Origin of the sequence: Enterococcus sp. DIV0008 (assembly GCF_050542615.1) — a bacterium.
GTDB lineage: Bacteria > Bacillota > Bacilli > Lactobacillales > Enterococcaceae > Enterococcus_D > Enterococcus_D innesii.
The window spans coordinates 2,311,702-2,334,351 of record NZ_CP172937.1 but is presented as its reverse complement, the minus strand read 5'-3'; the positions used below and the strand labels follow the sequence as shown (position 1 = coordinate 2,334,351).

The following is a 22,650-nucleotide window of genomic DNA, read 5'->3' as shown; positions in this document are numbered from 1 at the left end:
GAGGGGTTTCAATGTAAAGTTAAAGTAGGATTTCTACTAATGAAAAACCAGTTAAGCGTGGCTTAGCTGGTTTTTTTATTATATGTCGCTTGCTATAAAAATGTTCAGAATCGAATAAGGGTTTACTATTCGTGGTTTATCTGCTGACGAATCAGGGCGTTGTGTTGCTTAAAAAATATACTCAATGATCTGATCGATCTTCGCCATAGCTTGTAAAGGGAGGTTTTAGTTTCTCTACCATTCATTGATTGTAAGATGACTTTGAAGTGAAGCTTCATTCCAAATTCTCCTATCCCAACAATTTTCACGCAAAACCTGCGCTTTTCTTTCAGTTATTGTTATAATAAAAGAAAATGCAAAGGTGGGAAATCATGACAACGATCAAGGACATTGCTGAAAAGGCGGGAGTAGCGAAAAGTACGGTTTCCCGCTATCTGAACAATGGCTATATCAGTGAAGAAAAGCGCAAAAAAATTGATCAGATCATTGCTGAAACTGGCTATCGTCCTAATACATTTGCTCGATCGCTGAAAGCCCAAGACACGAAATTGCTAGGCGTGATCATTCCTCGGCTGAATTCACCATCGACAAATGATGTGTTGAAAGGGATCGATACGACGGCACGGGAAAATGGCTATCAAATGCTGATCACCAACTCTGATCAAAGCGATGAACGGGAACTAGAAAATATCGAAATGCTGGTCAAACAAAAAGTAGCAGGGATGATCCTTTTTGCGCGTAAAATCACGCCGCAGCTGCAAGCGGTGCTGGCAGAGGTTCCTATGCCGGTTTTATTGTTAGGCCAACAGTTAGCTGGCATTCATTCCATCGTCCATGAAGATTATCAAGCGGGCAAAACCATGGCAGAATATGCAGTCAGCGCTGGCCACCGACGTTATTTATTCGTTGGAGTCAGCGAGAATGATTATGCGGTAGGTGTCTTGCGAAAAAAAGGATTTCTTGATGTCTTGGCACAAACCCCCAACGTCAAGGTGGACTTTATCGAAACGTCTTTTTCTAGAAGAGAAACGTACCAAAAAGCTCTTGTGTTCTTGAAAGATCAACCGGCAACGTACATCGCCTGTGCTACGGACAATATCGCTGTTGCTGTATTGAAAGCCGCCCATGAACTAGGGTACCAAGTGCCGCAAGACTTTTCCTTGAACGGATTTGGCGGCTATGATTCGACGGATTATGTCTATCCGACCATCACAACGACCCAATATCCCTATGTCCAATTAGGCATCGATGCCGTCTTAACGATCCAAAAACTGACACAAGGAGAAGAGGTTCCTGAAGTGATCGAATTACCGAATCGATTAGTGGTCAAACAGTCGACTGCCAAGCTTGACATTCAGGAGCGATAAAGCAAATATTTTTCGAGAAAACAGAACGTCCAGTTGCGGCGTTCTGTTTTTTTATTTTCTTTGCTTGCAATTGCAAACGGTTTCTGTTAATCTACAAATGTAGAACCGGTTCCACAAATGGACCGACGATCAAAGGAGTGGGAAAAATGAAGGAACAAAAAACGATCGACCAAGTGTTAGAAGCTGTTGGCGGCAAAGAAAATGTCAAAAACTTTGAACACTGTGCCACACGTTTGCGCTTGATTTTGAAAGACGATCAGTTAGTAGATAAAGACAAAGCGGAAGCAGTTGAGGGCAGCAAGGGCTATTTTTTCAACACGGGACAGCATCAGTTCATTTTTGGAACAGGAAAAGTCAATGAAGTGTATCAAGCCTTCGCTACAGAGATGGGCAATGACGCCTCCGCTGAAAAAGCTGGCTTCAAAGATGATGTTTATTCGAATCTGTCACCCGTCCAAAAAGTTGTCCGCACGTTGTCAGATGTCTTGGTGCCACTGATTCCAGCTTTGGTGACGACGGGGCTCTTGATGGGGATTCGGGGATTATTGACCGAGTTGGGGGTCACCTATAGTGCTGACTGGTTAGCTATGTTTGAAATGTTAACGGATACAGCGTTTGCCTTTTTACCTGTTTTGATCGCCTATAGTGCGACGAAAAAATTCGGCGGTAATCCGATCATCGGGATCGTGGTAGGATTGATGATGGTGGCTCCGCAATTGCCGAACGCTTGGGCAGTTGCCAGCGGGGATGCAGAGCCACTGCACTTATTCGGTTTATCGATCTCTGGGTATCAAGGGTCGATTTTTCCAGCAATTATTGTCGGGATCTTAGTTTCTAAGTTAGAAAAATGGTTCCGTAAATTTGTTCCGCAAATGATGGATTTGATCGTGACACCATTCTTAACGATCGTCATTACTTTAGGTTTGATTTTGTTTGCGTTAGGACCAATCTTGCAAGTAGCTGAAAGAGCAGTCATCAACAGTATCGTCTACTTGGTGCAAGCACCATTGGGCATCGGTTATATCATTTACGGAGGGGTTCAGCAAGTGATCGTGATCACTGGATTGCACCATTCGTTAAGTATTATTGAGTTAGGGTTATTGAATACGACAGGCGAAAACGTCCTACAAGTCTTAGGTACAGCAAGTATGGCGGGACAATTTGGGGCTGCGATCGCTGCGGCATTTATTTATAAAAACAAAGTCAAACGCTCAAATGCCATCAGTGCGGCGGTTCCAACCTTATTTGGGATCACGGAACCTTTACTATTTGGGGTCAACTTACGCTCGATGCGGATTTTTGGCGCAGGCATGCTGGGGGGCGCAGTCGGCGGGTTTGCGACGTATGTCTTCCAATTAGCTGCCACTGGGATGGGCATCACTTTTATTCCAGGACTATTGTTGTATACTGGAGATTTCGGTGCCATGCTGAAATACGTCGTCGTGATTTTGATTGCCTTTGCAGTCGGTTTTGCTGGTGTCCAATTGCAGCGCAAACCGCTAGCCAAAGAGTTGAACCAATAAATAATCCCTTGCTGTTCATCGGCAAGAGAAAAGAGGTACCACAATGTTAACGAAAGAATACTGGGCACAGCTTGCCCAAACTCAAAGCGAATTAGCGGAAAAAATCAGTGCTGATGCGTGGCGCTTGAACTATCATTTGATGCCAGAAACAGGATGGATGAACGACCCGAACGGTCTTTGCCAATTCAAAGGTGTCGTTCATTTTTACCATCAATATGTACCGCAAACGCCCCACGGCGGAGAACCCCCCCACTGGGGACACAAAACGTCGACGGATTTTGTCACGTTTCAAGAAGAAGCGCTGTTTCTTTCTCCCGAACACAACTATGACAAAGACGGGGTCTACTCGGGTTCTGCCTTTATCGAGAATGACACGATCCATTTTTTCTATACTGGGAATGTCAAACATCCTGGTGATCATGACTATACCTTTAGTGGACGAGAACAAAACACGGTCCATGTAATCAGCAAAGACGGCTATACCGTCGAAAAGCAAGAAGTCGTGATTCCTCATGAGGACTACCCTGAAGGATTTACCGATCATATTCGTGACCCAAAGGTTTTTGCCCACGAAGACACCTACTATATGCTGCTAGGCGCGCGTACGTTGGAAAACGAAGGCAAAATTTTGATTTATGAATCGACGGATTTAAATGAATGGAACTATCGAGGAATCTTTTTCGGTGAGGACTATGCGCTAGGCTACATGTGGGAATGCCCAGACTACTTCCACTTAGATGGCAAAGATGTGTTGGTCTTCTCACCGCAAGGCTTGGCAGCCAAAGAACATGCTTGCCAAAATATCCATCAATCAGGGTATCTGATTGGAGAGGTGGATTGGGAGACCCTGACGTTCAAAGAAACTTCTGCGTTTCGCGAACTTGATTATGGCTTTGACTTCTATGCCCCGCAAACCTTTGAAGATGAGCAGAAACGGCGGATCTTGTGGGGCTGGATGGGGTTAGGGGATACCAGTCCTGAATACAGCAATCCAACGATCCCTCGCGGCTGGCAGCATGCCGCAACGCTGCCAAGACAGCTTTCGGTCAAAAATGACCAGTTGTATCAAGAACCTTTGCCAGAATTCCAAAATTTGCGGGACAAGCAAGTCAGCCAAAAAATTGTGCTATCAGAAAAACCGCAGCACTTGTCTTTCGACGAGTTGGCTTATGAGTTGCAAGTTATGGCGGAAGCCCCATTGCAGCAGTTCCAGCTTGGGCTTTTGCAAGATACGACTTTGGCTTATGAAGCTGGTGTCTTCACGATCCATCATGGCGTTTCTGGCTACGGTCGTAAACAGCGCAGTGTCAAGGTCGATGAGCTGACGCAGCTGCAGATTTTCGTCGATACGTCGTCGATTGAGATTTTCTTAAATGGCGGGCAATATTGTTTGACCTCTCGCGTGTATCCAAAACGGACCGAGGCGATCGCTCTCAGCGGAACTGGCACGGTTACTGTCAATGCATGGGCATTGGCGAAAAAATAAAGCAACGACCCGAAAACGACAGCAAACAGTTGGTTTTTCTTGTTGCGCCTCCTAAAAGTCAGCTTTTTCTCTGGCTTTTAGGGGAGCATCATACCAACTATTTCGCTGTCGTTTTTTGCTTACTACTACTTTTGTTGGTTTTGGATAAAGGTCTGCAGCGCAGGCGCATCGATCCGATAGCCGTCTGCAGTTTTTGAGACTAGTTTTTGCGTTTTGAAATCTTTTAAGGTATACGTCAAATGGCGATAGCTCACGCCTAAGTATTCTGCGGTCTCCGTTAATTTTTCTTGAAAAAGATCATCGATCGAAGCTTCCAACAGTAGCTGGGCAAGGCGCCAAGCCAAGGGATAGGTTTGATTGACGGAAAAATGATCCATACGCAGCAGCAATTTTTCACCGATAGTTTTGCCTAGCGTTTGTACGAAAGCCAGGTCTTGCATGAGCCCGTGAGCTGCTGCTTTCATAGGAATGCCCAGACAAGTTGTTTCACCGATCGCAACCACGGTCTTCGGCACTGTTTCGGCGCCAATCAACGTGAGATCACCAATGCAATCACCAGGATGGAGAAACTGTAGCAAGGCACGTTTGCCGTTTTCTTGCGTTTGAATGATCTTGGCTTTGCCAGTCAATAGGACGAAAAAGACCGACATCGGCACCGTTTCTTTTTGGATCGCTTCACGATGATCAAAGGTCCAGAGGGCACTTTGTTGTAAAATCTCCTCAGGAATCGGCAAGGGGCAGCTTTCTTTGATTGGTACCTGCTTTATTGCCAAGGCATAAGCGGTTTTTTTCACTTTTTTCCTCCAAACTAGGAGAAATCTCCTATTTGTTTTTAGTCAGTATAGCACATACTTAGAAAAGCAAAAATGAAAGTGTGGGAGAAAAAATGAATAAAAAGCAATGGATAGGATCTGGGATATTTTATGGGCTGAGTGCTTTCGGGATCAGCTTGACCATTAAAGCCAGCGTCGGGGTCAGTAGTTTTAATGCCTTAAATGTCACACTGGCAACGATGTCCGGAATCAAAGTCGGCACCATCACAACAGCCATCAATTTGGGCTTTTTAGCTGCCTGTTGGCTATTGGATCGGCGGCAGACGTCCCTCAAACAAAAAGGCAGTGAGTACTTGATTATGTTTTTTGCTTTGCTGGCATTCGGCTATTTGATCAATGGCTTTGTTTACTATTTCTTGGCATCGCTGCACTTGACGAATTATTGGAGCCAACTAGCTGCTTTGATCGGTGGGATCTTGATTTCTGGAACGGCGACGGGGCAAGTCTTACGGTTGCAGGTCTTGAAATTTCCAATCGAGCACTGGTGTCATTTGCTGGCGCAACGCAGTCGCTGGACGTTCAAGCAGTACCGTTATGGCGTTGATGCGGTCTGTATTTCGGGGGCGCTCTTGCTAGCGATCAGTTTGGGCTTACCGCTAGCGGTGAGGGAAGGGACGGTCATTAGTTTCTTTTTGCTGTCGGGTGCCATCGCTTGGTCGAAGGAACGTGACTTGACTTTGGGAATACCGACACGGCAAAAGCGTCAAGGGTAAATCCTTCAACGCCTTTTGATCTTACGCATCAAATTGCACAGTGATCCCGGATTTCGTCAATTGTTCCCATTCACGGATCGTTGGCAAACGACCTTGACAAAATAGCTGATCGTCGACATAAACGAGCGGAAGGCAGCTGCGCCCATTGCTTGCTAATTGCTGGCTAACGTCTTGATTCGTATAGAAAGGGGCAGGATCTTTTGTAAAAAAATATTCGTCGATCGTTAAAGGTTCGTTATGAAATGTTTGATGAGCCTGGGTCCTTTCTTCATTTATTTTTAACTGGTGAGTCAAGTGTGCTTCCCAAGTATCTTCTTTCTGGTCGGCATAAACAGAGATCGTTGGCATTGCATCAAATCCTTTCATGACAGCTGATTTGTCAAAAGTATACCTGAATTTCTTGCCACGAGCAAAAAAAGAGTGGCAAAAAGAAGTGAAACAACAAAAAAAGACGCAAATGCGTCTTTTTTGTTGTTTCTTATTCGTCAGCGGGTAAAAAATCGAAATTGGTCAACTCGTTGTAAGAATACGCTTGATCGATTTGACCCTTGTCTTTCGTCCAAGCAATGATTGCGTCGAATTGCTCTTGCGGCACTGCCTGGGCATACGGATAGTCTTCCTGGCTGTCTAAGTAAGTACTCATAGCATCGGGAAATTGATAGTCTGCCAAGATGTCGGCATAGTCTTTTGCTGAATGAGCATTCATGTAATCGATGGCTTCGTTGTAAGCAGTGTAGAATGCTTTTAGGTCTTGCGGGCGATTTTGGATGACTTCGTCCATAAATTGCAGTGTGCCGCCTTTGATGCCAGCATCTTTAGAGCTGCCTAAAACAATCGCCCCTTGGGCAGCCAACATGCTGGCTTGCGGTTCCGTATAAACAGCGCCATCGACTTGGTCATTGAGCAATGCTTCGGAACGGGCAGAAAAAGAAGCGATATCCACGATGTCATAAGTAAAATCATTTTCCTGTGCAAATTGGTCCATGATGTATTCTAAAATGAAATTCGGTACAAGGGTGATTTTTTTATCCGCTAACCCTTTCATCTCAGTGATCCCTGAATTCGGTGAAGCGAGAATCTTGAAGTTTTCCAAAATATCAGAAGTGATCGTCATATCGATGCCGTTTTGCTTGAAGGTCGCTTCTGTCATGACATCGCTGATGGTACCATCCAACTCGCCTGCCTGCACCGCCACATTGCGGTCATTCGGGGAAGTGAAGGATTTCAGCTCCACAGTCAATCCTTGCTTTTCGAAAAAGCCTTCTTCTTTTGCTAGAATGATCGGAATCGCTGATTCTGCTGGTAACACCCCGATCGTCAATGTTTGATCTGTGACCGCAGCTTCTGTACTGCTGGTGCTGGAATTGCTGGTGCTTGCTGTTTCGCCAGTGTTGCCGCAGGCGGCAACGCCAACAGCGAATAGTGCTAGGATACTTGCTAAAATCGTTTTTTTCATTGGTTCAATTCCTCGTTTCTAAATCGTTGTTCAAAAGCAGCCATTGGTAGTGAGAACGGGATGACTGCCCGATGGAGTTCCATTGGCTTGGTTTGTGCCGTATTGATCCCGGGTTTGGTTGTAAATGCTAGAACAAAGCCTTCCTTTTCCAAAGTAGCGATCGTCTGCTGGTCATAGAAGCCAAAAGGATAGGCAAAAACATCCTTGATGGCCACGTGCTGATTGCAGCTTCGTAAGTCTTGCGCAAAGGCTGCTGGTGTTTCCCACATTGAACGCCCTTGCTGATCCTTGCGTTCGTGAAAATGATCGGTATGATTGGCATATTCGAAGACATCGCTCATTTCGGCTAATTCGGCGCTGCTCAATGTCCGTGAAACTTCTGGATCGTAAGGCTGAGGGGCATCAAAAAGCCAGCCGGTCACGACAAAGGCAGTTGCCTTGAAACCAGCTTCTTTCAACAGTGGGTAGGCATATTCTTTCATCGATTGATAGCAGTCGTCAAAGGTCAGCAACACGGATTTTTCTGGTAGCGGCTGCTGCCGAAAATAAAAATCTTTGACTTCTGCAAGGGTCAACGTATGGTAATTTTCTGCTTTCAAAAAGTCGATTTGTTGTTTAAAATGAGAAGTGCTATTGAATAAGGGCAGAGGCAAGGCATCTTGATAACCGTCTGCGACTTTGATCGGGCGAACCTGATCATAAAGTTCTGCTTCGGGACGTATTTCATGAAATACGAGGGTCTGAAACATCATAAACCATCCTTTCTTGTCAATCACGCAAAAAATAGTATAGCATAAAATGTGAAAACCAACACAAATAATTTGAAGAAAGAAGTTTATTCTCTTATGAGTATTCTATTCGATTCCGTTTCCTTTACCTATGGAGATACTGCCATTTTTAAAAACCTTTCGTTTTGTTTTGAACAAGGCTCGACCTATGTGCTGCTGGGAGAATCGGGGATTGGCAAAAGCACGCTTTTATCCTTGATCAAAGGGTTGCAGCGACCGCAATCCGGCACGATCACTTACCAAGGCTGTTCCCCTGACAACATCGAGGTCGTTTTCCAAGAACTGCATTTGTTTCCTTGGCAAACAGTCTACCAAGCCCTGGAAATGCCGCTGCTTATCAACCAAATCCCTAGTGAGCGCCGTAAAAAATGGGTCACCAGCTGTATTGCTGAGTTGGGATTGACGCAGGTGCAAGACCGCTATCCGCATCAGCTTAGCGGCGGTCAAAAACAGCGGGCTGCCATGGGGCGTGGACTGATCACACAGCCCGATGTTTTATTATTGGATGAGCCGACCGCTTCGCTAGATCAAGAAACCAAAGCAAACGCCCAAGCCATGATCGCTGCCCAACAGCAGCGTAGACAAAACAGCTTGATTGTGGTGACCCACGATCCAGAAGAGGCAGTGTTTTTGGGGCAGACGATTTTGCTGCTAAAAGATCAAGGCGTTACGCCGATCAGTAATCCTTTTTACGGCAGCCAGCAGGAACGAGACTCATTGGCTTTTTATGAAGTCGTCTTGCAGTTGAAAGAACAAATGAGGGAGGCAAGGCAATGAAAACCATTAAATCTTTTGCTTGGGGCTTCTGTTCGTTTGTCGTGGTTTGGTGGGGTGTAAGCTGGGTGACCAACAATCGTTCACTGCCTAATCCTTTAGAAACGGCTGAGCGTTTTTGGGCATTGCGAGAAGTCTTGCTGATCCACGCAGGTGCCAGTTTGCTGCGGGTATTTGCGGCGCTCAGTGGGGCTTTACTGGTTGGTGTGCCGTTAGGGATCTTGATTGGGCGATCCCAAAGAGCCGATCGGCTGCTTGGTCCACTGCTTTACTTTTTATATCCGATTCCTAAAGTTGCGTTTTTACCCGTCTTTATGATTTTCTTTGGTTTAGGCAATCTCTCAAAAGTTCTCTTGATTTTTGCGGTGATCGTCATTCAAGTGATCGTCTCGATTCGTGATGCAGTCACGAAGATCCCACCAGCGTATTTTCAGGTCATGAAAAATTATACCAACCAATGGCGCCATGTCTTGCGCTTCGTTATTTTGCCCGCGCTCATGCCAGCACTTTTTGCCAGTGTGCGGGTCAGTATCGGGATCGCGTTGGCTTCCCTCTTTTTTGCCGAAAACTATAACACGACGTATGGTGTCGGCTATCTGATCTTAAGTGCGTGGTCAAAAATGGACTACCCACAAATGCTTTCCGGGATCCTCCTGATTGCTTTGATGGGCTATCTGCTTTTTGCCAGTATCGATTGGTTGGAAAAAGTGGTGTGCCGTTATCGACAATCTTAGAAAAACATGATGGATTGATGAATGGTTGCGGCAGTTCGTGTAGTTTCATAACAGAGGGGAAAAAAGAAAAATCAATAAAACGCTTGCAACGTTTCTATAAAAATAGTATAGTAAAGGCAATCAAATGGGTAGTTACTGATAATGCAGGCTATACCTTTTTACGTGTGTATGGATCCTACACATGTATTAAGGTATCGCCTTTTTTCATTTTAAGGAGGTGAGAAGCGTCTTGAAGATCAAAAAAATTTTAAACAACAATGCAGTTTTGGTCGGACAAGATGGCAAAGATTTTATCTGGATCGGTACCGGCCTTGGCTTCAAAATGAAACCCGGACAAACCGCCGATGAATCAAAAATTGAAAAAGTGTTTGTGCTTCATAAAAACAAAGTTTCCGAGCGATTTTTAAGTTTATTGTCATCCATTCCGACAAAATATGTGTCTTTAGCGGATGATATTATCTCACTTGCGAAAGCGGAAATTAACCAGGAGTTAAGCGAGACGCTCTATGTATCACTTACCGATCATTTGTATAACCTGTTTAAACTGCATGAACAAGGAATCACAGTTACGAACCGATTATCATGGGAAATAAAAAAGTTTTATCCGCAGGAATTTGAAGTTGGTAAAAAAGCACTAGAACGGATCGAACAAGAAACAGGGGTTGTCTTTGAGGAAGAAGAAGCAGGAAATATAGCAATGCATTTGATCAATGCACAAGTAACAGATGAAGTTGATCAGCCAAAAGATGTCCAATCGATTGCAAAAAAGATTCGCGATATTATTTCACTTATTCGATTTTCTAACAAGATACAAATTGATGAAAACTCTTTGGCATTCGATCGATTTATCACCCATTTGCGCTTTTTTTTCCAGCGATTGAAGGCTCGACCAGATGTGGTAAAAGCAAATCCACTATTGGGACACGTAAGCGGACAGTATGCAGACGCTTATAAGACGATGCTTTTGATTGAAAAGTATTTAGGTGTTCCCTTGAACGATGATGAAAAGCTGTACTTAACGTTACACATTCAAAAGTTAATAGAGAACGAATAAAGGTTGTTACTGATAATGCAGGCAAGACTGATAATTATTCCATCAAGGAATAGTTATTTGTCTTGCTTTTTATTTTTACATTGAAAGGATGAGGACGATGGCATATCGAGAATTGGTCGATGAAATTTTAAAAGGAGTCGGCGGAAAAGAAAATATCAATGGGGTGACCCACTGCATCACAAGGCTGCGTTTTGATTTGAAACATGAGGAGCAAGCAGACACAGAAACGCTGAAAAAGACGAAAGGGATCGTGACAGTTGTTCAAAGCGGCGGTCAATACCAAGTCGTGATCGGCAATCATGTGCCGGAGGTGTACCAAGAATTTGTTCAACATGCAGGATTGGCAGGAAATGACGCGGCACCTTCGGGAGAAAAGAAAGGTCCGCTGGATGCTTTTATCGATGTGATCTCCAGTATCTTTACACCTGTATTGGGTCTTCTAGCTGCCACAGGGATGATCAAAGGATTAAATGCGCTATTTGTTTCTTTGGGATGGATTGAGAATACTTCAGGAACCTATGCGATTTTGCAAGCAGCAGGTGATTGTTTCTTCTACTTCTTTCCAATCTTTTTAGGATATACCGCAGCGAAAAAATTTGGTTTAAAGCAATTTGTCGGTATGGCGATCGGTGCTGCCCTTGTTTATCCAGCTTTGTCTGGCTTGACGGCAAATGCCGAACCGTTGTATACCTTGTTTGCAGGAACCGTTTTTGAATCGCCTGTTTATGTCACTTTTTTAGGGATACCAGTCATTTTAATGAGTTATAGTTCCAGCGTTATTCCTATCGTCATTGCTACCTATTTTGGTGCCAAATTAGAAAAAGGTATTACAAAAATCATTCCTAGTATTGTGCGAAGTTTCTTAGTTCCGTTTCTAACTGTCTTGATCATGGTTCCCCTGACTTTCATTGTCATTGGTCCGATCGCGACGTGGATCGGCAATTTGTTGGGTGCGGCTGTTTTGGCGATCTATAACTTCAGCCCAATTATTGCAGGGATTGCAGTTGGTGCTGTTTGGCAAGTGTTGGTCATGTTTGGTCTTCACTGGGGAATCATTCCGATCGCAATCAACAATATCGGTGTTCTTGGTTACGACCCAGTGATGGTCTTAGGACAAGCGACTCCTTTTGCGACCGCAGGAGCGGTGCTGGCAGTTATTATTAAGTCTAGAAATAATTCTATTCGGGCAATCGGGGTTCCCGCATTTATTTCCAGTCTGTTTGGGGTATCGGAGCCATCCTTGTACGGTATCACGTTGCCTAGAAAAAAACCATTTATTGCAACCTTGATTTCAGCATCGATCGGCGGGTTAATCATGGGCGCAATGGGAACAAAATCCTTTATTATAGGTGGGATGGGTATCTTCAGTTTACCCAACTACATTGATCCAGCAAAAGGCATCGGAAGCGGCTTTTATGGGTATGTATTAGCAATCACTGTAGCATTCGTCTTATCATTTATTTTAACGATTACTTTCTTGTATGATCCGCAAGAAGATCGACAAGAAGCAAAAGCTAGTGATAATGAAGCCTCACCTTTGATTCCATCAGAAAGAGCAGCGAAAGAAATCACTTTTTCGTTACCATTAACAGGCATCGTTTTGCCTTTGTCGGCAGTAGAAGATCAAGCATTTGCAAATGGATTATTAGGAAAAGGCTTAGCAGTTTCACCAGATGAAGGACTGGTTCGAGCACCTTTTGACGGAGTTGTTGAAACACTGTTTCCAACGAAGCATGCGATTGGCTTGAAGTCGGACGATGGCGTGGAAGTGTTGATTCACATCGGCATGGATACAGTGAACTTAGATGGTCGTTTTTTCGAAACAAAAGTCAAGCAAGGGGATCAGGTCAAGCAAGGAGAGGTACTGCTTACATTTGATAAAGAAGAAATTGAAGAGGCAGGATACTCGTTAGTGACGCCGATCGTCGTTACGAATACTTCCGCGTACTTAGATGTGATCGCTGATGATAATCGAGGGGCGATAACGATCATCAAGTAGTCGCAATGACCAAGAAAAGGAAAGAAAGAAGGAAAGAATGCTATGCGAGCAATTATGCTGATGTTTGATACTCTGGCTAGAGATTTTTTATCAAACTACGGAAACGATTGGATCAACACGCCAAATTTTGAACGGCTAAGAGAAAAAACGATTACGTTTGACAACTTTTATGGTGGCAGCATGCCTTGTATGCCAGCGAGAAGAGAACTTCATACAGGTCGTTACAATTTTATGCATCGTTCGTGGGGACAATTAGAACCCTTTGATTCGTCAATTTTTGATACGCTGCAGCAAAATGGGGTCTATTGTCATTTGGTAACCGACCATTCCCATTACTTTGAAGATGGCGGTGCCACTTATCATAACCGTTATTCCACATGGGAAGGATTTAGAGGACAAGAAGGTGACCGATGGGTTCCAAGAAAACAGGCAGAGAATCATCCACCGCTGAATCCGTTAAATAAGAGTGGTATTTCTGTGGAACAGCATTTTGCGAATCGAACACGGCAAGCAGTAGAAGAAGACCTGTCCACGGTTCAAACGATCCAAGCCGGCTTGGATTTTTTGGAACAGTACAAAAATGAAGATCAATGGTTTTTGCAAGTCGAATGTTTTGACCCCCATGAACCATTTTATGTGCCAGCAACCTATCGCAAATTGTACCAGGAGACACCAAATGAATCACCTTACTTTTGGCCAAAATATGGTCGTGTAACAGAAGACGTTGGCGAGCAGGATTTGATTGAGCTGCAAAAAGAATACGCAGCGTTGATCAGTATGTGTGACCATCACTTAGGACGAGTGCTGGACTTTATAGAAAAAAATAATATGTGGGAGGATACCTTGATCATTGTGAATACCGACCATGGCTTTTTGTTAGGGGAACATGACTGGTTAGGAAAAAACGTAGCACCGATGTATGAAGAAATCATTCATCTGCCCTTTTTCATCAGTTACCCGGAAGCTGAATCGGGAACCCATACTCAAGTATTGAGTCAAACCATCGACATTCCAGCAACTTTATTGGATTATTTTGAAATTGAGAACACCTTAGATATGGATGGCAAATCTTTGCTGCCTGTGTTGAAAAAACAGCATTCGCAACCACTTCATCAAGAAATTATTTTTGGCACAAACGGCGGTCATGCCAATATCTACGATGGTCGTTATGTGTATATGCGTGCATCGGTTCACCCTTCGAATGGACCAATCACCATGCAGACGCTTAGTTATGCTTCATTGCGAGGTTTTTTTAATAAAGAAGTCTTAGACAGTATGGTCTTGAAAGAGGGCAATCGATTTACAAATCATTTTCCATACACAGAAGTCGAAGTTTCCACCTATATCGATTCTTATTCAGTGGGCCACTTGCTGTTTGATTTAAAGAATGATCCAAAGCAATTAACACCGCTTCATGACCCACTGATTGAACAAGAAATGATTCAGAAATTGATTAAAGTAATGGATCAGATTGAAGCCCCTGAAAGCGAGTATCAGCGTTTAGGTTTAAGAAATACACAGAGGCAGACAATCGAACGAAAGAAATAAAGAAGTGAGGAACAACAAATGAAACACATCTCCGTATTGATCAAGCCAGCATCCTCTCTTTGCAATCTGCGCTGCACCTATTGCTTTTATGCCAACGTCAGTTCCTTGCGCGAAGTACGTTCCTTTGGCAAAATGAAAGAGGATGTAATGGAAAAGATGATTGCAAACATCTATGCAGACCTAGAAGCTGGTGATCATTTGACGTTGGCATTTCAAGGCGGAGAGCCGACGATGGCGGGGCTGAGTTATTTTCGAAAACTAACGGCTTTTGTTGCGGCGCAAAAAAAGCAAGTGACAGTACACTATGCAATCCAGACCAACGGCATGGTGATCAATGATAAATGGTGTCGTTTTTTGAAAGAGCATCGCTTTTTAGTCGGGCTGTCGATCGATGGGCATCCGCTTGCGCACGATCGGCATCGATTAGACGCCAAAGGACGGGGGACCTTTGCACGGGTTTTGCAGACCAAGCGATTATTGGACGCCTATCAGATTGAGTACAATGTCTTGTGCGTGTTGACAAATCCCTTAGCAAAGGAAGCCCAGCGTGTGTTTGATTTTCTCAAGGAAGAGCAGATTGCCTTTGTGCAGTTCATTCCTTGTTTGGCTGATTTGGATGCCACATCAACGAACGACTATGCCTTGACACCAAGAAACTTTGCTGGCTTTTATCAACAGCTGTTGGCGTTTTGGCTGCAGGAATTGACGCAAGGGCGCTACCTAAGTATCAAGCTGTTCGATGATTTACTGAATCTATTGGTGCGGCAGCAAGTAACTGCCTGCGGGATTCTAGGCAACTGCCAAGTGCAGTATGTGATCGAAGCCGACGGCAGTGTCTATCCTTGTGACTTCTATGTATTAGATGAGTTTCGCATGGGCTATATCCAAGAGCAAACATTGCGGGAATTGTTTTCTCAAGACTGTTCGCAGCAGTTTTTGTGCCAGAAAAAAGACATGCCTTCGAAGTGTACGCAATGTCCTTTCCAAAAAATGTGCCGAGGAGGCTGTAAACGAATGAAAGATGCTATGTACGTGGATAGTGAGGGTTTTTGCGGCTATCAGGAGCTGTTAAAAGACTTCACACCTAGAATCAATGAGATACTGGGGCTTTTGCAAGGGGTGAGACAATGATCGGACTGATTTATTTTCTCGTGATCGTCTTAGCAAATGCCGTAGGCGCAGTTTCGGGCATGGGGGGCGGCGTGCTGATCAAACCGATTTTCGATTTTATCGGCGCCCATTCTGTTGCTGCGATCTCTTTTTACTCGGCGACAGCGGTCTTCACGATGTCCATCGTTTCGACAGCTAGACAATTAGCCAGTGGACGGAAAATCAAGTGGTCGATTGCCTTGTGGGTTTCTGGCGGCGCTGTGTTAGGCGGTGTTTTAGGCAATGTTGCCTTTGAACAGCTATTGCTTGTCTTTCGAGACGACAAGCTGGTTCAGCTAATCCAAATCCTTGTGACCGTGCTAACACTATTATTCGCTTTTTTATATACAAAATATAACTGGCGCGGGTTTGCGCTGGAAAAAGTCGGCTGGTATGCAGCTTGCGGCTTGATTCTCGGCTTTCTAGCCAGTTTGCTGGGGATTGGCGGCGGACCCATCAATGTCTCTTTATTGATGCTGCTGTTTGCCATGCCGATCAAAGAGGCGACGATTTATTCAATTTGTACGATTTTTTTCTCACAGCTGGCAAAAATTTTGACGATCGCTTTTTCGACCGGTTTTGGTGCGTATGATCTGCAAATTTTGTGGTTTGTTATTCCAGCCGCGATCGTGGGAGGACTCTTAGGCGCCAAGGCCAGCAACGTCCTGTCACCACAGCGAGTGACACTGGTATTCCAAACCGTGATCGTACTGGTGTTACTGATCAATCTGTACAATGGCTATCAATTATTATAAAAAGGAGGCAAGCAGATGCCCACGATTCCAGCAGGAACTTATCGAATCGGCACGAATACGATGGACGGCTTTGCCGAGGATCTTGAGGGACCGCAAATCAGCCTCGACAGCCCAGCATTTGCCATTGATGCCACGACGGTGACGAACCAAGCTTTCCAAGTTTTTGTGGAAGCAACAGGATATGTCACAGAAGCCGAGCGCTTTGGCTGGTCGTTCGTTTTTCACTTTTTTTTAAGTGAGCAAACGAAACACCGCAGTCAAAAAGTACCAAATATGGCTTGGTGGTACGCGGTTAGCGGCGCAGATTGGCGTCATCCGGAAGGACCTGATTCAACGATTGCCCAGCGGATGGATCACCCAGTGGTTCAGGTGTCTCGCAACGATGCGATCGCCTATTGCCACTGGGCAAACAAACGCCTCCCGACAGAAGCAGAGTGGGAGATTGCTGCAAAAGGCGGGACAAGTTTTGAAAAATATCCTTGGGGAAGGGAATTTTTGGCAGAAAATACCTATCATTGCAATATTTGGCAAGGCGAGTTTCCAACAAGCAACACGAAGGCAGATGGTTTTACCAATACAGCGCCTGCGAAATGGTATGAGCCCAATGGCTTTGGTCTTTATCAAGTGATCGGCAACGTCTGGGAATGGTGCGTCAATCCTGCCCGCATCCCGTTGACGCAGTTTCAACAACAGACGGGACAAACCTTTTGGATAAGGAATCAAACACAAGATGATCAAATGTATGCGACTCGCGGCGGTTCATTTTTGTGCCATGAATCCTATTGCAAACGATACCGAATTGCCGCTAGAAATGGTAATTCTGGGATGTCGGCAGCTAATAATCTAGGGTTTCGTTGTGTCAAAGACTTGGATCAGTAAACCGATAAAAGCAAAAGCGGCACCTTTCCTCGTGGATAGGTGCCGCTTGTTTTATTGCCATTCGGATTGATAATTTCCTTTGAGATCATAGACATAATTGATCTCGGTGCGATTACGAATCCCATTTAACCCAACGGTCCAAGTCCATTCACCTTGGAAGCCGTTTAAAATGACGATGCTGACGCCAGGGACATAGTGATCCAGCTGAGCTGCTCGCGCCTCAGAATCCTTGATGATCTTGGGAATGACGCCCCAGTTGATGGCATCAAAGGCAATGGTATCTTCCATCGAAAGCTCGATCGTATCGTCGTCTTTTTTCCATTTGGTCAACAGATTTTCTGGGTAATACCAATACTCGTCTTGCAGGCCTGTGTTTGGATTGATCACTCGCGCAACTGCATAAATGCCGCTTTTTAGCGGGACATTGCGGATGTGAAAACTATAGCTGACCAGTTGCAGCTCTTTGTCCTTGAATGAGGATTGATTCGGTAGCGCCGCCATAATTTCTTTGGCACTGGTTTCTTCTCGGAAAAGTTGGCGATCCACTGGCAAAAACGTAGAGACTGCTCCAATACAAAAGAGGATCGCTGGCAGCAAGAGCAATGAGAATAACCAGTAAAATGGCGATTTTTTGCGTTTTTTGAGGCCGATGATCAGACCGATCAAAAAGACCAGCAGGATCCCTGCTACCCAAAAGTAGGGGAACAAACGAATGATCTGATGCCTGGTTTCAACGACTTGGTATTCATTCAGACCAAACCAATTTTCTGCGATGGTGAGGTTATTTAAAACAATAATTCCGCCAATAATACTTAGAATAAATAAGAAAATCAATAGCAAAAGCATCCGACCGAGTATCCGACGTATCAGCGAGGGTCTAGTAGGTGGGGTCATGAGTCACGTCCTTTTTATTTTTTTCGAAAATAGTAGGTTAAATACAAGAGTAGTACAACTGATGTTTTTTTTCAATGATTGTAGACAAAAAAACTGCATCCATAGATGCGACCTCAAAAAGTTAGACCAAAAATCTAACTTTTTTTGGGTCAGGACACCGCAGATGCAGGTTTTATTTTCATTTAGTCGAGTGTTTGTTGGCGGGCGATAGCTGGAAAGAATTTCAGGCTATACAATGCGCTGATCCCAACTAGAATATAAATGACGCGGGCAATGATCGATGTGCTGCCGCCGGTGATCGCTGCGACAAGGTCAAACTCGAAGGCGCCGACCAGTAGCCAATTGATCCCACCGATGATCAATAGGGTCAGTGCGATCCCATCAAATGTTTTTAACATAGGAAACTCCTCTCTAGTTGTCGTCCCATCAACGTTCATCGTCGGTGATGGTGACATCTTTTTCTTTCTCCCCTTGTTGATTGCGATCATTATAGATATAGACATGGCGAACGATTTTAATCAGCGGGCGAATGGTCAAAAAGACTCCGCCGATCAAATAGGCGATCGTTCCGTAAATCGCAGGCAAGCTAGTTAATGAAACGATACTTCCGAAAATATAAAACAAGCCCGTCAAAATATCATTCGTAAGTGAGATCAACATGTAGCGATTTTGAAAGTAGATGCGAAAGCGGCTTGCCTTGATGATCACATCTTCTTCTTTTCCCGGATCGAATTGATGTTCACTCCGTTTGATTTTTGGCATAGGTGCTATCACTGCTCCTTTATTTGTGCTAAGGTTTCAAGACAACTTTGATGTTCTTGTCTTCTTTTTTGTCAAAAATCTCATACGCTTTAGCAGCATCTGCTAAAGGCATCGTGTGGGTGATGATCTGTGACGGGTCAAACAAACCATCGGCAATCATGTCATAAATTTTCGGCATTAAATGGATCACAGGTGCTTGCCCGTGTTTGACATCAATGTTGCGCATAAAGAATTCTTGCAATGGATAAGAAGAAGCTGGAGTCATGTAAACGCCAGTGATTTGGACGGTACCAAATTTTTTGACTGCCTTAGCGGCCATCTGGATCGGTGAGATCGTGCCACTTTGTAAGCTGACTAGGTTTTTGGCTTTTTCTTTGACGGGTTCTAAACCATCCATCCCAACACAGTCGATGATCACATCAGCGCCACCTTTGGTCAGCTCATACAGTTCATCAGCACTAGTAGCCAAATCATCCAATTGGAATGTTTCGACTTGATTGTAGCTGCTGGCTTTTTCTAAGCGATGAGCAACAGGGTCTACGGCAATCACCCGCTTAGCGCCTGCCATCACGGCAAATTTTTGGGCAAACAAGCCAACTGGTCCTGAGCCTAAGACGATCACGGTATCATCCTTTTTGACGCCAGCATTTTGGACACTCCAATACGCTGTAGGTAAGATGTCAGATAAAAACAATACTTTTTCATCAGGGATCGTGGATTCAGGTACGATAAACGAGGTGAATCTGCGAAAGGGACGCGCAAGAATTCGGCTTGACCGCCCCAGTGGTTGCCGTTCATTTTTCCAAAACCGAATAAGCCGCCATACAATGTATCTTCTGAAGAATTGTCGCATTGACTTTCCATTTCATTTTGACAAAAGTGGCAATGGCCGCAACCGATATTGAAAGGGATGACGACGCGATCGCCTTTTTTTAGTTTCTGTACTTGACTGCCGACTTCTTCGACAATACCCATTGGTTCGTGACCAACAACATAGCCTTCTTCCAAAACAGAGCCGCCATGGTGGTAAAGGTGGAGATCAGAGCCGCAGATTGCAGTTGCGGTGATTCGGATGATCGCATCCGTCGGTTCTAAAATCGTTGGATCTTCTACACGGCGAACGTCCATTTTTTGATTTCCTTGCCAGGTTACTGCTTGCATCATTTTTCCTCCTTGTTTGTTCAGATAAGTTCGGACAATCACTAATTTTTTCAACAACATGTTTTTACTTTTCAGTAACAGATAGTTTAATTCTGCAAGGATTTTAACGATTTGACAACGAAAACGCTCAAAACGGTTGATTTGTTTTTTCTTCATCAATGGTTTAAAAAAAGAAAAACAGATGATTTGCTAAAAAAGTGAAAGCGTGACACTATTAAAGTGAAGCATGCATGCGTTACGAGTATCTAACGGAACCTGCATCAACCAGTGACAAGAAATGAGGAGGGATGATCATGGATCTAACGATTCGAGGAAAAGCTTCCTGCACCAATTGCAATGAAAACTTTGATGGGAAGCTGGTCGTTCATTTACAAGAAGACAGCGAGGGGCAATTAACCATGGTACCACCGTTGGAAACGAATGAATTGGCAGAAGATGAAATCGCTATTCATTACGCTTATGGGGAAGTGAAGGAAGCCATCGAAGGAACCTTCGTATGTCCAAACTGTCAGACTGAAAATGAGGTTCGGATTGAAATTCCGACCGAGCTATTAGATGGCTCAATGAATTAAATCAATAATCAAATTGAAAAAGCTCTCTGTTCCTTGAACAGGGAGCTTTCGTTACCTATTGGTCATTGGTTTGTTTTGTGCCATCAATGATTTGGACATTGAAATCTCGTAAGATGTCGAGTCCTTGCGACTCGTGGTTTTTACCAGCGACTAATGTTTTATTGATGGTGAAATCAGCGTCAGGAAAGGCGCTTTGGATCTCGATCGTATTGGAAAGGACACAGATGTTGGTTTCAACACCAGTGATTTCGATTTTCTTTTCTTCTTCAGGTTCAAATAGATTTTTCTTGATGTCGATCAAGACTTCAGGTGGAATACTGTAATAGTATTTCTTGACGACTTTTTCATTTTCGAGAGGCTTAAGTTCTGGGATCAGCTGCAGGGCAGCGGCTTCTTCATCAGGCGTTCCTTTGACTTCGATTGGGATGTCGCGGGTGTGTAAGATGTACTCCCCATCCGCCCGCGCTTGTTCTAGGCGCTTGGCGATTCGTTTGACGAGAGCAGCGCCATCTGGCACATACGCTTCGTTCTCTTCATCGAGAATTTGGTTTTGCATATCGACAATGACTAGCATGTGGTTACTCCCTTTCTATAAACATCGTTTTTTAATGGTCTGACGTGAGGTTGAAAAATAGGTGCTATTTCTATGATGCCCCACTTTTTTTATATTTTCAAAGAAAACGCTCTTCTTGTCGTGGAACGGCAAAAATGTTATTTTTTTATTCGAATAACGATGCTTTTTATTTGCTGAAAAGAAGAAGTAGTGATAGCTTTTAAATAGTACATTAAAAATAAATGAAAGTAGGTTAGGTTAAATGAGAAAGTTATTTTATATGGGGACTTTGCTTTTTTCAGTTGGTGTACTGGCGGCAGGATGTGGCAATAGTGAAACCGCTGATTCCTCGGGGAATGAGTCAGCAGATGGCAAAACGACGTTGGATTTTTGGTCCTTCTGGGGATCTGGTGCAAGACAAGAAGTAATTGAAGAAATTATTGATGATTTTAATGCGTCACAAGATAAAATCGAGGTCAAATACAGCTACCAGCCTTGGGGCGATATTTGGACAAAATCACTGTCGTCGATCACTGCTGGTAATCCGCCTGATGTTATTGTACAAGATATCAATTCTGTTGCTCAGCGGGCAGAAGCGCAGCAAGCAACGAATTTAAGCGAGTATATCGAAGAGGGCTTTTCTGATGAATTTTATCCGCAATTATGGGATACAGTGGAGTACGAAGGGGATGCCTATGCGGTTCCTTTCAATACAGATACGCAAGTGATTTTCTACAATAAGACACTCTTTAAAGAGGCTGGTATCAGTGAAGAGCAACTGCCCCAAACGTGGGAGGAGTTAGAAACAGTTGCTCGTAAATTAGATGTCAAAAACGGTGATGACTTTGAGCGGATCGGCTTTTACCCATTGTGGAATTTAGGCGCTGACGTGTGGGCGTTGAATGCCGACGATGGCGTCAGCTGGTTTGACAAGGATGAGAACGTCAAAATCGATACAGACAACAAAGTGGAAGCGTTGGAATGGATCTTAGACTGGCAAGAGTATTATGGTCAAGATACCATCAATCGCTTAGAAGCTGAATTTGGTTCAGGGGTTGCCGATCCATTCATTTCTGGATTAGTGGCGATGCGTGCGCAAAACATCAACTATTACTCAAGTTTGGCGGAAAATGCACCAGATGACTTTGAATTTGGGGTCATTCAAATTCCTGAAAAAGAAAGTGGCTCTGGTCACTGGTCATGGGGCGGCGGGTTCGTCCTAGAAGTGCCATACGGTGCCAAAGATCCTGAAGCCTCCTATGAGTTTATCAAATACTTGTCGACACCAGAAGTTCAAGAGAAATTTGGTGAGAAGAGCTTTGATATCATGGCGAATCGGACAGCCAACGAAAACTTGGTCAACAACGACAATCTAGATGAAAATGGTCAAATGATCTACCAAATGGCGGATGAAAACTTTGCCAACACGGTGATCACGCCTGTGCCATTGACAGCGCCTGACTTCAGCAGTCTTGTCAATGAACAAATCGACCAAATCATGCTAGGCAGTAAAACACCGGCTGAAGGGTTGGCAGATGCGCAAAAAGCGGTGGAAGATCTTGTTGAGCAAAACAAATAAATTTCAAAACGAGCGTTTTTAAAAAAGAAGGAAAGTCCAGTCGGTTAGCGGACTGGGCTTTGCTTTCTGCT

22 protein-coding genes and 1 pseudogene are annotated in these 22,650 nt (G+C 44.2%); 14 read left to right on the top strand and 9 right to left on the bottom strand.

The window, feature by feature from the left end; all coding sequences use genetic code 11:
• Positions 1–371: 371 nt before the first annotated feature.
• The 3 genes from IGI84_RS11025 to IGI84_RS11015 all read left to right on the top strand — a co-directional run bounded on the left by IGI84_RS11025 (position 372) and on the right by IGI84_RS11015 (position 4,376).
• Positions 372–1,367: a LacI family DNA-binding transcriptional regulator gene (locus tag IGI84_RS11025; protein WP_430600378.1), complete on the top strand. Its 996-nt coding sequence runs from the start codon at positions 372–374 to the stop codon at positions 1,365–1,367.
• A gap of 146 nt (positions 1,368–1,513) precedes the next feature.
• Positions 1,514–2,890: a PTS transporter subunit EIIC gene (locus IGI84_RS11020; RefSeq protein WP_195264710.1), complete on the top strand. Its 1,377-nt coding sequence runs from the start codon at positions 1,514–1,516 to the stop codon at positions 2,888–2,890.
• 43 nt (positions 2,891–2,933) lie between these two features.
• Positions 2,934–4,376 (top strand): glycoside hydrolase family 32 protein, encoded by a 1,443-nt coding sequence (locus IGI84_RS11015; protein ID WP_430600377.1) that lies wholly within the window; start codon positions 2,934–2,936, stop codon positions 4,374–4,376.
• 125 nt (positions 4,377–4,501) lie between these two features.
• On the opposite strand, the gene IGI84_RS11010 is transcribed toward IGI84_RS11015, so the two are convergent.
• Positions 4,502–5,170, bottom strand: coding sequence for a cyclic nucleotide-binding domain-containing protein (locus IGI84_RS11010; protein ID WP_086292000.1), 669 nt, complete (start codon positions 5,168–5,170; stop codon positions 4,502–4,504).
• A 92-nt stretch (positions 5,171–5,262) separates the two neighbouring features.
• Here IGI84_RS11010 and IGI84_RS11005 point away from each other — a divergent pair, with 92 nt between their 5' ends.
• Positions 5,263–5,922 carry a YczE/YyaS/YitT family protein gene (locus IGI84_RS11005; RefSeq protein WP_034878443.1) on the top strand — a complete coding sequence of 220 codons (660 nt, stop codon included), beginning with the start codon at positions 5,263–5,265 and terminating at the stop codon, positions 5,920–5,922.
• 21 nt (positions 5,923–5,943) lie between these two features.
• Here the strand turns inward: IGI84_RS11005 and IGI84_RS11000 are convergent, their stop codons facing one another.
• The 3 genes from IGI84_RS11000 to IGI84_RS10990 form a co-directional block, all read right to left on the bottom strand.
• Entirely contained in the window at positions 5,944–6,270 is a 327-nt protein-coding gene (locus IGI84_RS11000; protein WP_229045485.1) for an arsenic metallochaperone ArsD family protein, read from the bottom strand.
• Positions 6,271–6,400: 130 nt separating this feature from the next.
• A complete protein-coding gene (locus IGI84_RS10995; RefSeq protein ID WP_430600376.1) occupies positions 6,401–7,378 on the bottom strand; it encodes an ABC transporter substrate-binding protein in 978 nt (325 codons plus the stop codon).
• Entirely contained in the window at positions 7,375–8,127 is a 753-nt protein-coding gene (locus tag IGI84_RS10990; RefSeq protein WP_411415492.1) for a polysaccharide deacetylase family protein, read from the bottom strand. Before IGI84_RS10990 ends, IGI84_RS10995 begins: the two co-directional genes overlap by 4 nt.
• 96 nt (positions 8,128–8,223) lie before the next feature.
• On the opposite strand from IGI84_RS10990, the gene IGI84_RS10985 reads away from it, so the two are divergent.
• The 8 genes from IGI84_RS10985 to IGI84_RS10950 all read left to right on the top strand — a co-directional run bounded on the left by IGI84_RS10985 (position 8,224) and on the right by IGI84_RS10950 (position 17,058).
• Positions 8,224–8,943: an ABC transporter ATP-binding protein gene (locus tag IGI84_RS10985; RefSeq protein ID WP_430600375.1), complete on the top strand. Its 720-nt coding sequence runs from the start codon at positions 8,224–8,226 to the stop codon at positions 8,941–8,943.
• Positions 8,940–9,674 (top strand): ABC transporter permease, encoded by a 735-nt coding sequence (locus IGI84_RS10980; protein WP_081118232.1) that lies wholly within the window; start codon positions 8,940–8,942, stop codon positions 9,672–9,674. The genes IGI84_RS10985 and IGI84_RS10980 overlap by 4 nt, the downstream gene beginning before the upstream one ends.
• 229 nt (positions 9,675–9,903) lie before the next feature.
• Positions 9,904–10,728, top strand: a complete 825-nt coding sequence (locus IGI84_RS10975; RefSeq protein ID WP_223273017.1) for a PRD domain-containing protein — start codon at positions 9,904–9,906, stop codon at positions 10,726–10,728.
• A gap of 97 nt (positions 10,729–10,825) precedes the next feature.
• On the top strand, positions 10,826–12,727 hold the full coding sequence (locus tag IGI84_RS10970) for a beta-glucoside-specific PTS transporter subunit IIABC (RefSeq protein ID WP_430600374.1): 1,902 nt from the start codon (positions 10,826–10,828) through the stop codon (positions 12,725–12,727).
• Between the two features lie 42 nt (positions 12,728–12,769).
• A complete protein-coding gene (locus IGI84_RS10965; RefSeq protein ID WP_430600373.1) occupies positions 12,770–14,275 on the top strand; it encodes a sulfatase-like hydrolase/transferase in 1,506 nt (501 codons plus the stop codon).
• Positions 14,276–14,293: 18 nt separating this feature from the next.
• Complete coding sequence (locus tag IGI84_RS10960; protein WP_430600371.1) at positions 14,294–15,406, top strand: SPASM domain-containing protein; 1,113 nt, start codon at positions 14,294–14,296, stop codon at positions 15,404–15,406.
• The gene (locus IGI84_RS10955; RefSeq protein ID WP_220426838.1) at positions 15,403–16,179 is read left to right on the top strand and encodes a sulfite exporter TauE/SafE family protein; all 777 of its coding nucleotides are present in this window, start codon (positions 15,403–15,405) and stop codon (positions 16,177–16,179) included. Before IGI84_RS10960 ends, IGI84_RS10955 begins: the two co-directional genes overlap by 4 nt.
• 15 nt (positions 16,180–16,194) lie before the next feature.
• Complete coding sequence (locus IGI84_RS10950; protein ID WP_142424232.1) at positions 16,195–17,058, top strand: formylglycine-generating enzyme family protein; 864 nt, start codon at positions 16,195–16,197, stop codon at positions 17,056–17,058.
• 51 nt (positions 17,059–17,109) lie between these two features.
• Here the strand turns inward: IGI84_RS10950 and IGI84_RS10945 are convergent, their stop codons facing one another.
• The 4 genes and pseudogenes from IGI84_RS10945 to IGI84_RS10930 all read right to left on the bottom strand — a co-directional run bounded on the left by IGI84_RS10945 (position 17,110) and on the right by IGI84_RS10930 (position 19,875).
• Positions 17,110–17,952 (bottom strand): hypothetical protein, encoded by an 843-nt coding sequence (locus IGI84_RS10945; protein WP_220426837.1) that lies wholly within the window; start codon positions 17,950–17,952, stop codon positions 17,110–17,112.
• Between the two features lie 182 nt (positions 17,953–18,134).
• Positions 18,135–18,350, bottom strand: coding sequence for a DUF378 domain-containing protein (locus IGI84_RS10940; RefSeq protein ID WP_008379021.1), 216 nt, complete (start codon positions 18,348–18,350; stop codon positions 18,135–18,137).
• A 28-nt stretch (positions 18,351–18,378) separates the two neighbouring features.
• The gene (locus IGI84_RS10935) at positions 18,379–18,714 is read right to left on the bottom strand and encodes a YrhK family protein (RefSeq protein WP_128488157.1); all 336 of its coding nucleotides are present in this window, start codon (positions 18,712–18,714) and stop codon (positions 18,379–18,381) included.
• Between the two features lie 28 nt (positions 18,715–18,742).
• Positions 18,743–19,875 (bottom strand): annotated as a pseudogene (locus IGI84_RS10930) (alcohol dehydrogenase catalytic domain-containing protein).
• Positions 19,876–20,162: 287 nt separating this feature from the next.
• Here IGI84_RS10930 and IGI84_RS10925 point away from each other — a divergent pair.
• Positions 20,163–20,447, top strand: coding sequence for a hypothetical protein (locus IGI84_RS10925; RefSeq protein WP_026008050.1), 285 nt, complete (start codon positions 20,163–20,165; stop codon positions 20,445–20,447).
• Positions 20,448–20,502: 55 nt separating this feature from the next.
• On the opposite strand, the gene IGI84_RS10920 is transcribed toward IGI84_RS10925, so the two are convergent.
• Positions 20,503–21,021: an isochorismatase family protein gene (locus IGI84_RS10920; RefSeq protein ID WP_081118224.1), complete on the bottom strand. Its 519-nt coding sequence runs from the start codon at positions 21,019–21,021 to the stop codon at positions 20,503–20,505.
• A gap of 241 nt (positions 21,022–21,262) precedes the next feature.
• Between IGI84_RS10920 and IGI84_RS10915 the strand changes: the two genes are divergently transcribed.
• Positions 21,263–22,579 carry an ABC transporter substrate-binding protein gene (locus IGI84_RS10915; protein WP_008379010.1) on the top strand — a complete coding sequence of 439 codons (1,317 nt, stop codon included), beginning with the start codon at positions 21,263–21,265 and terminating at the stop codon, positions 22,577–22,579.
• Positions 22,580–22,650 lie beyond the last annotated feature (71 nt).

Excerpts from the sequence above, each read along its gene's own strand:
- IGI84_RS11025 (WP_430600378.1), top strand. The coding sequence starts at position 372 with ATGACAACGATCAAGGACATTGCTGAAAAGGCGGGAGTAGCGAAAAGT.
- IGI84_RS11020 (WP_195264710.1), top strand. The coding sequence starts at position 1,514 with ATGAAGGAACAAAAAACGATCGACCAAGTGTTAGAAGCTGTTGGCGGC.
- IGI84_RS11015 (WP_430600377.1), top strand. The coding sequence starts at position 2,934 with ATGTTAACGAAAGAATACTGGGCACAGCTTGCCCAAACTCAAAGCGAA.
- IGI84_RS11005 (WP_034878443.1), top strand. The coding sequence starts at position 5,263 with ATGAATAAAAAGCAATGGATAGGATCTGGGATATTTTATGGGCTGAGT.
- IGI84_RS11000 (WP_229045485.1), bottom strand. The coding sequence starts at position 6,270 with ATGCCAACGATCTCTGTTTATGCCGACCAGAAAGAAGATACTTGGGAA.
- IGI84_RS10995 (WP_430600376.1), bottom strand. The coding sequence starts at position 7,378 with ATGAAAAAAACGATTTTAGCAAGTATCCTAGCACTATTCGCTGTTGGC.
- IGI84_RS10990 (WP_411415492.1), bottom strand. The coding sequence starts at position 8,127 with ATGTTTCAGACCCTCGTATTTCATGAAATACGTCCCGAAGCAGAACTT.
- IGI84_RS10985 (WP_430600375.1), top strand. The coding sequence starts at position 8,224 with ATGAGTATTCTATTCGATTCCGTTTCCTTTACCTATGGAGATACTGCC.
- IGI84_RS10980 (WP_081118232.1), top strand. The coding sequence starts at position 8,940 with ATGAAAACCATTAAATCTTTTGCTTGGGGCTTCTGTTCGTTTGTCGTG.
- IGI84_RS10970 (WP_430600374.1), top strand. The coding sequence starts at position 10,826 with ATGGCATATCGAGAATTGGTCGATGAAATTTTAAAAGGAGTCGGCGGA.
- IGI84_RS10965 (WP_430600373.1), top strand. The coding sequence starts at position 12,770 with ATGCGAGCAATTATGCTGATGTTTGATACTCTGGCTAGAGATTTTTTA.
- IGI84_RS10960 (WP_430600371.1), top strand. The coding sequence starts at position 14,294 with ATGAAACACATCTCCGTATTGATCAAGCCAGCATCCTCTCTTTGCAAT.
- IGI84_RS10955 (WP_220426838.1), top strand. The coding sequence starts at position 15,403 with ATGATCGGACTGATTTATTTTCTCGTGATCGTCTTAGCAAATGCCGTA.
- IGI84_RS10950 (WP_142424232.1), top strand. The coding sequence starts at position 16,195 with ATGCCCACGATTCCAGCAGGAACTTATCGAATCGGCACGAATACGATG.
- IGI84_RS10945 (WP_220426837.1), bottom strand. The coding sequence starts at position 17,952 with ATGACCCCACCTACTAGACCCTCGCTGATACGTCGGATACTCGGTCGG.
- IGI84_RS10940 (WP_008379021.1), bottom strand. The coding sequence starts at position 18,350 with ATGTTAAAAACATTTGATGGGATCGCACTGACCCTATTGATCATCGGT.
- IGI84_RS10935 (WP_128488157.1), bottom strand. The coding sequence starts at position 18,714 with ATGCCAAAAATCAAACGGAGTGAACATCAATTCGATCCGGGAAAAGAA.
- IGI84_RS10925 (WP_026008050.1), top strand. The coding sequence starts at position 20,163 with ATGATCATGGATCTAACGATTCGAGGAAAAGCTTCCTGCACCAATTGC.
- IGI84_RS10920 (WP_081118224.1), bottom strand. The coding sequence starts at position 21,021 with ATGCTAGTCATTGTCGATATGCAAAACCAAATTCTCGATGAAGAGAAC.
- IGI84_RS10915 (WP_008379010.1), top strand. The coding sequence starts at position 21,263 with ATGAGAAAGTTATTTTATATGGGGACTTTGCTTTTTTCAGTTGGTGTA.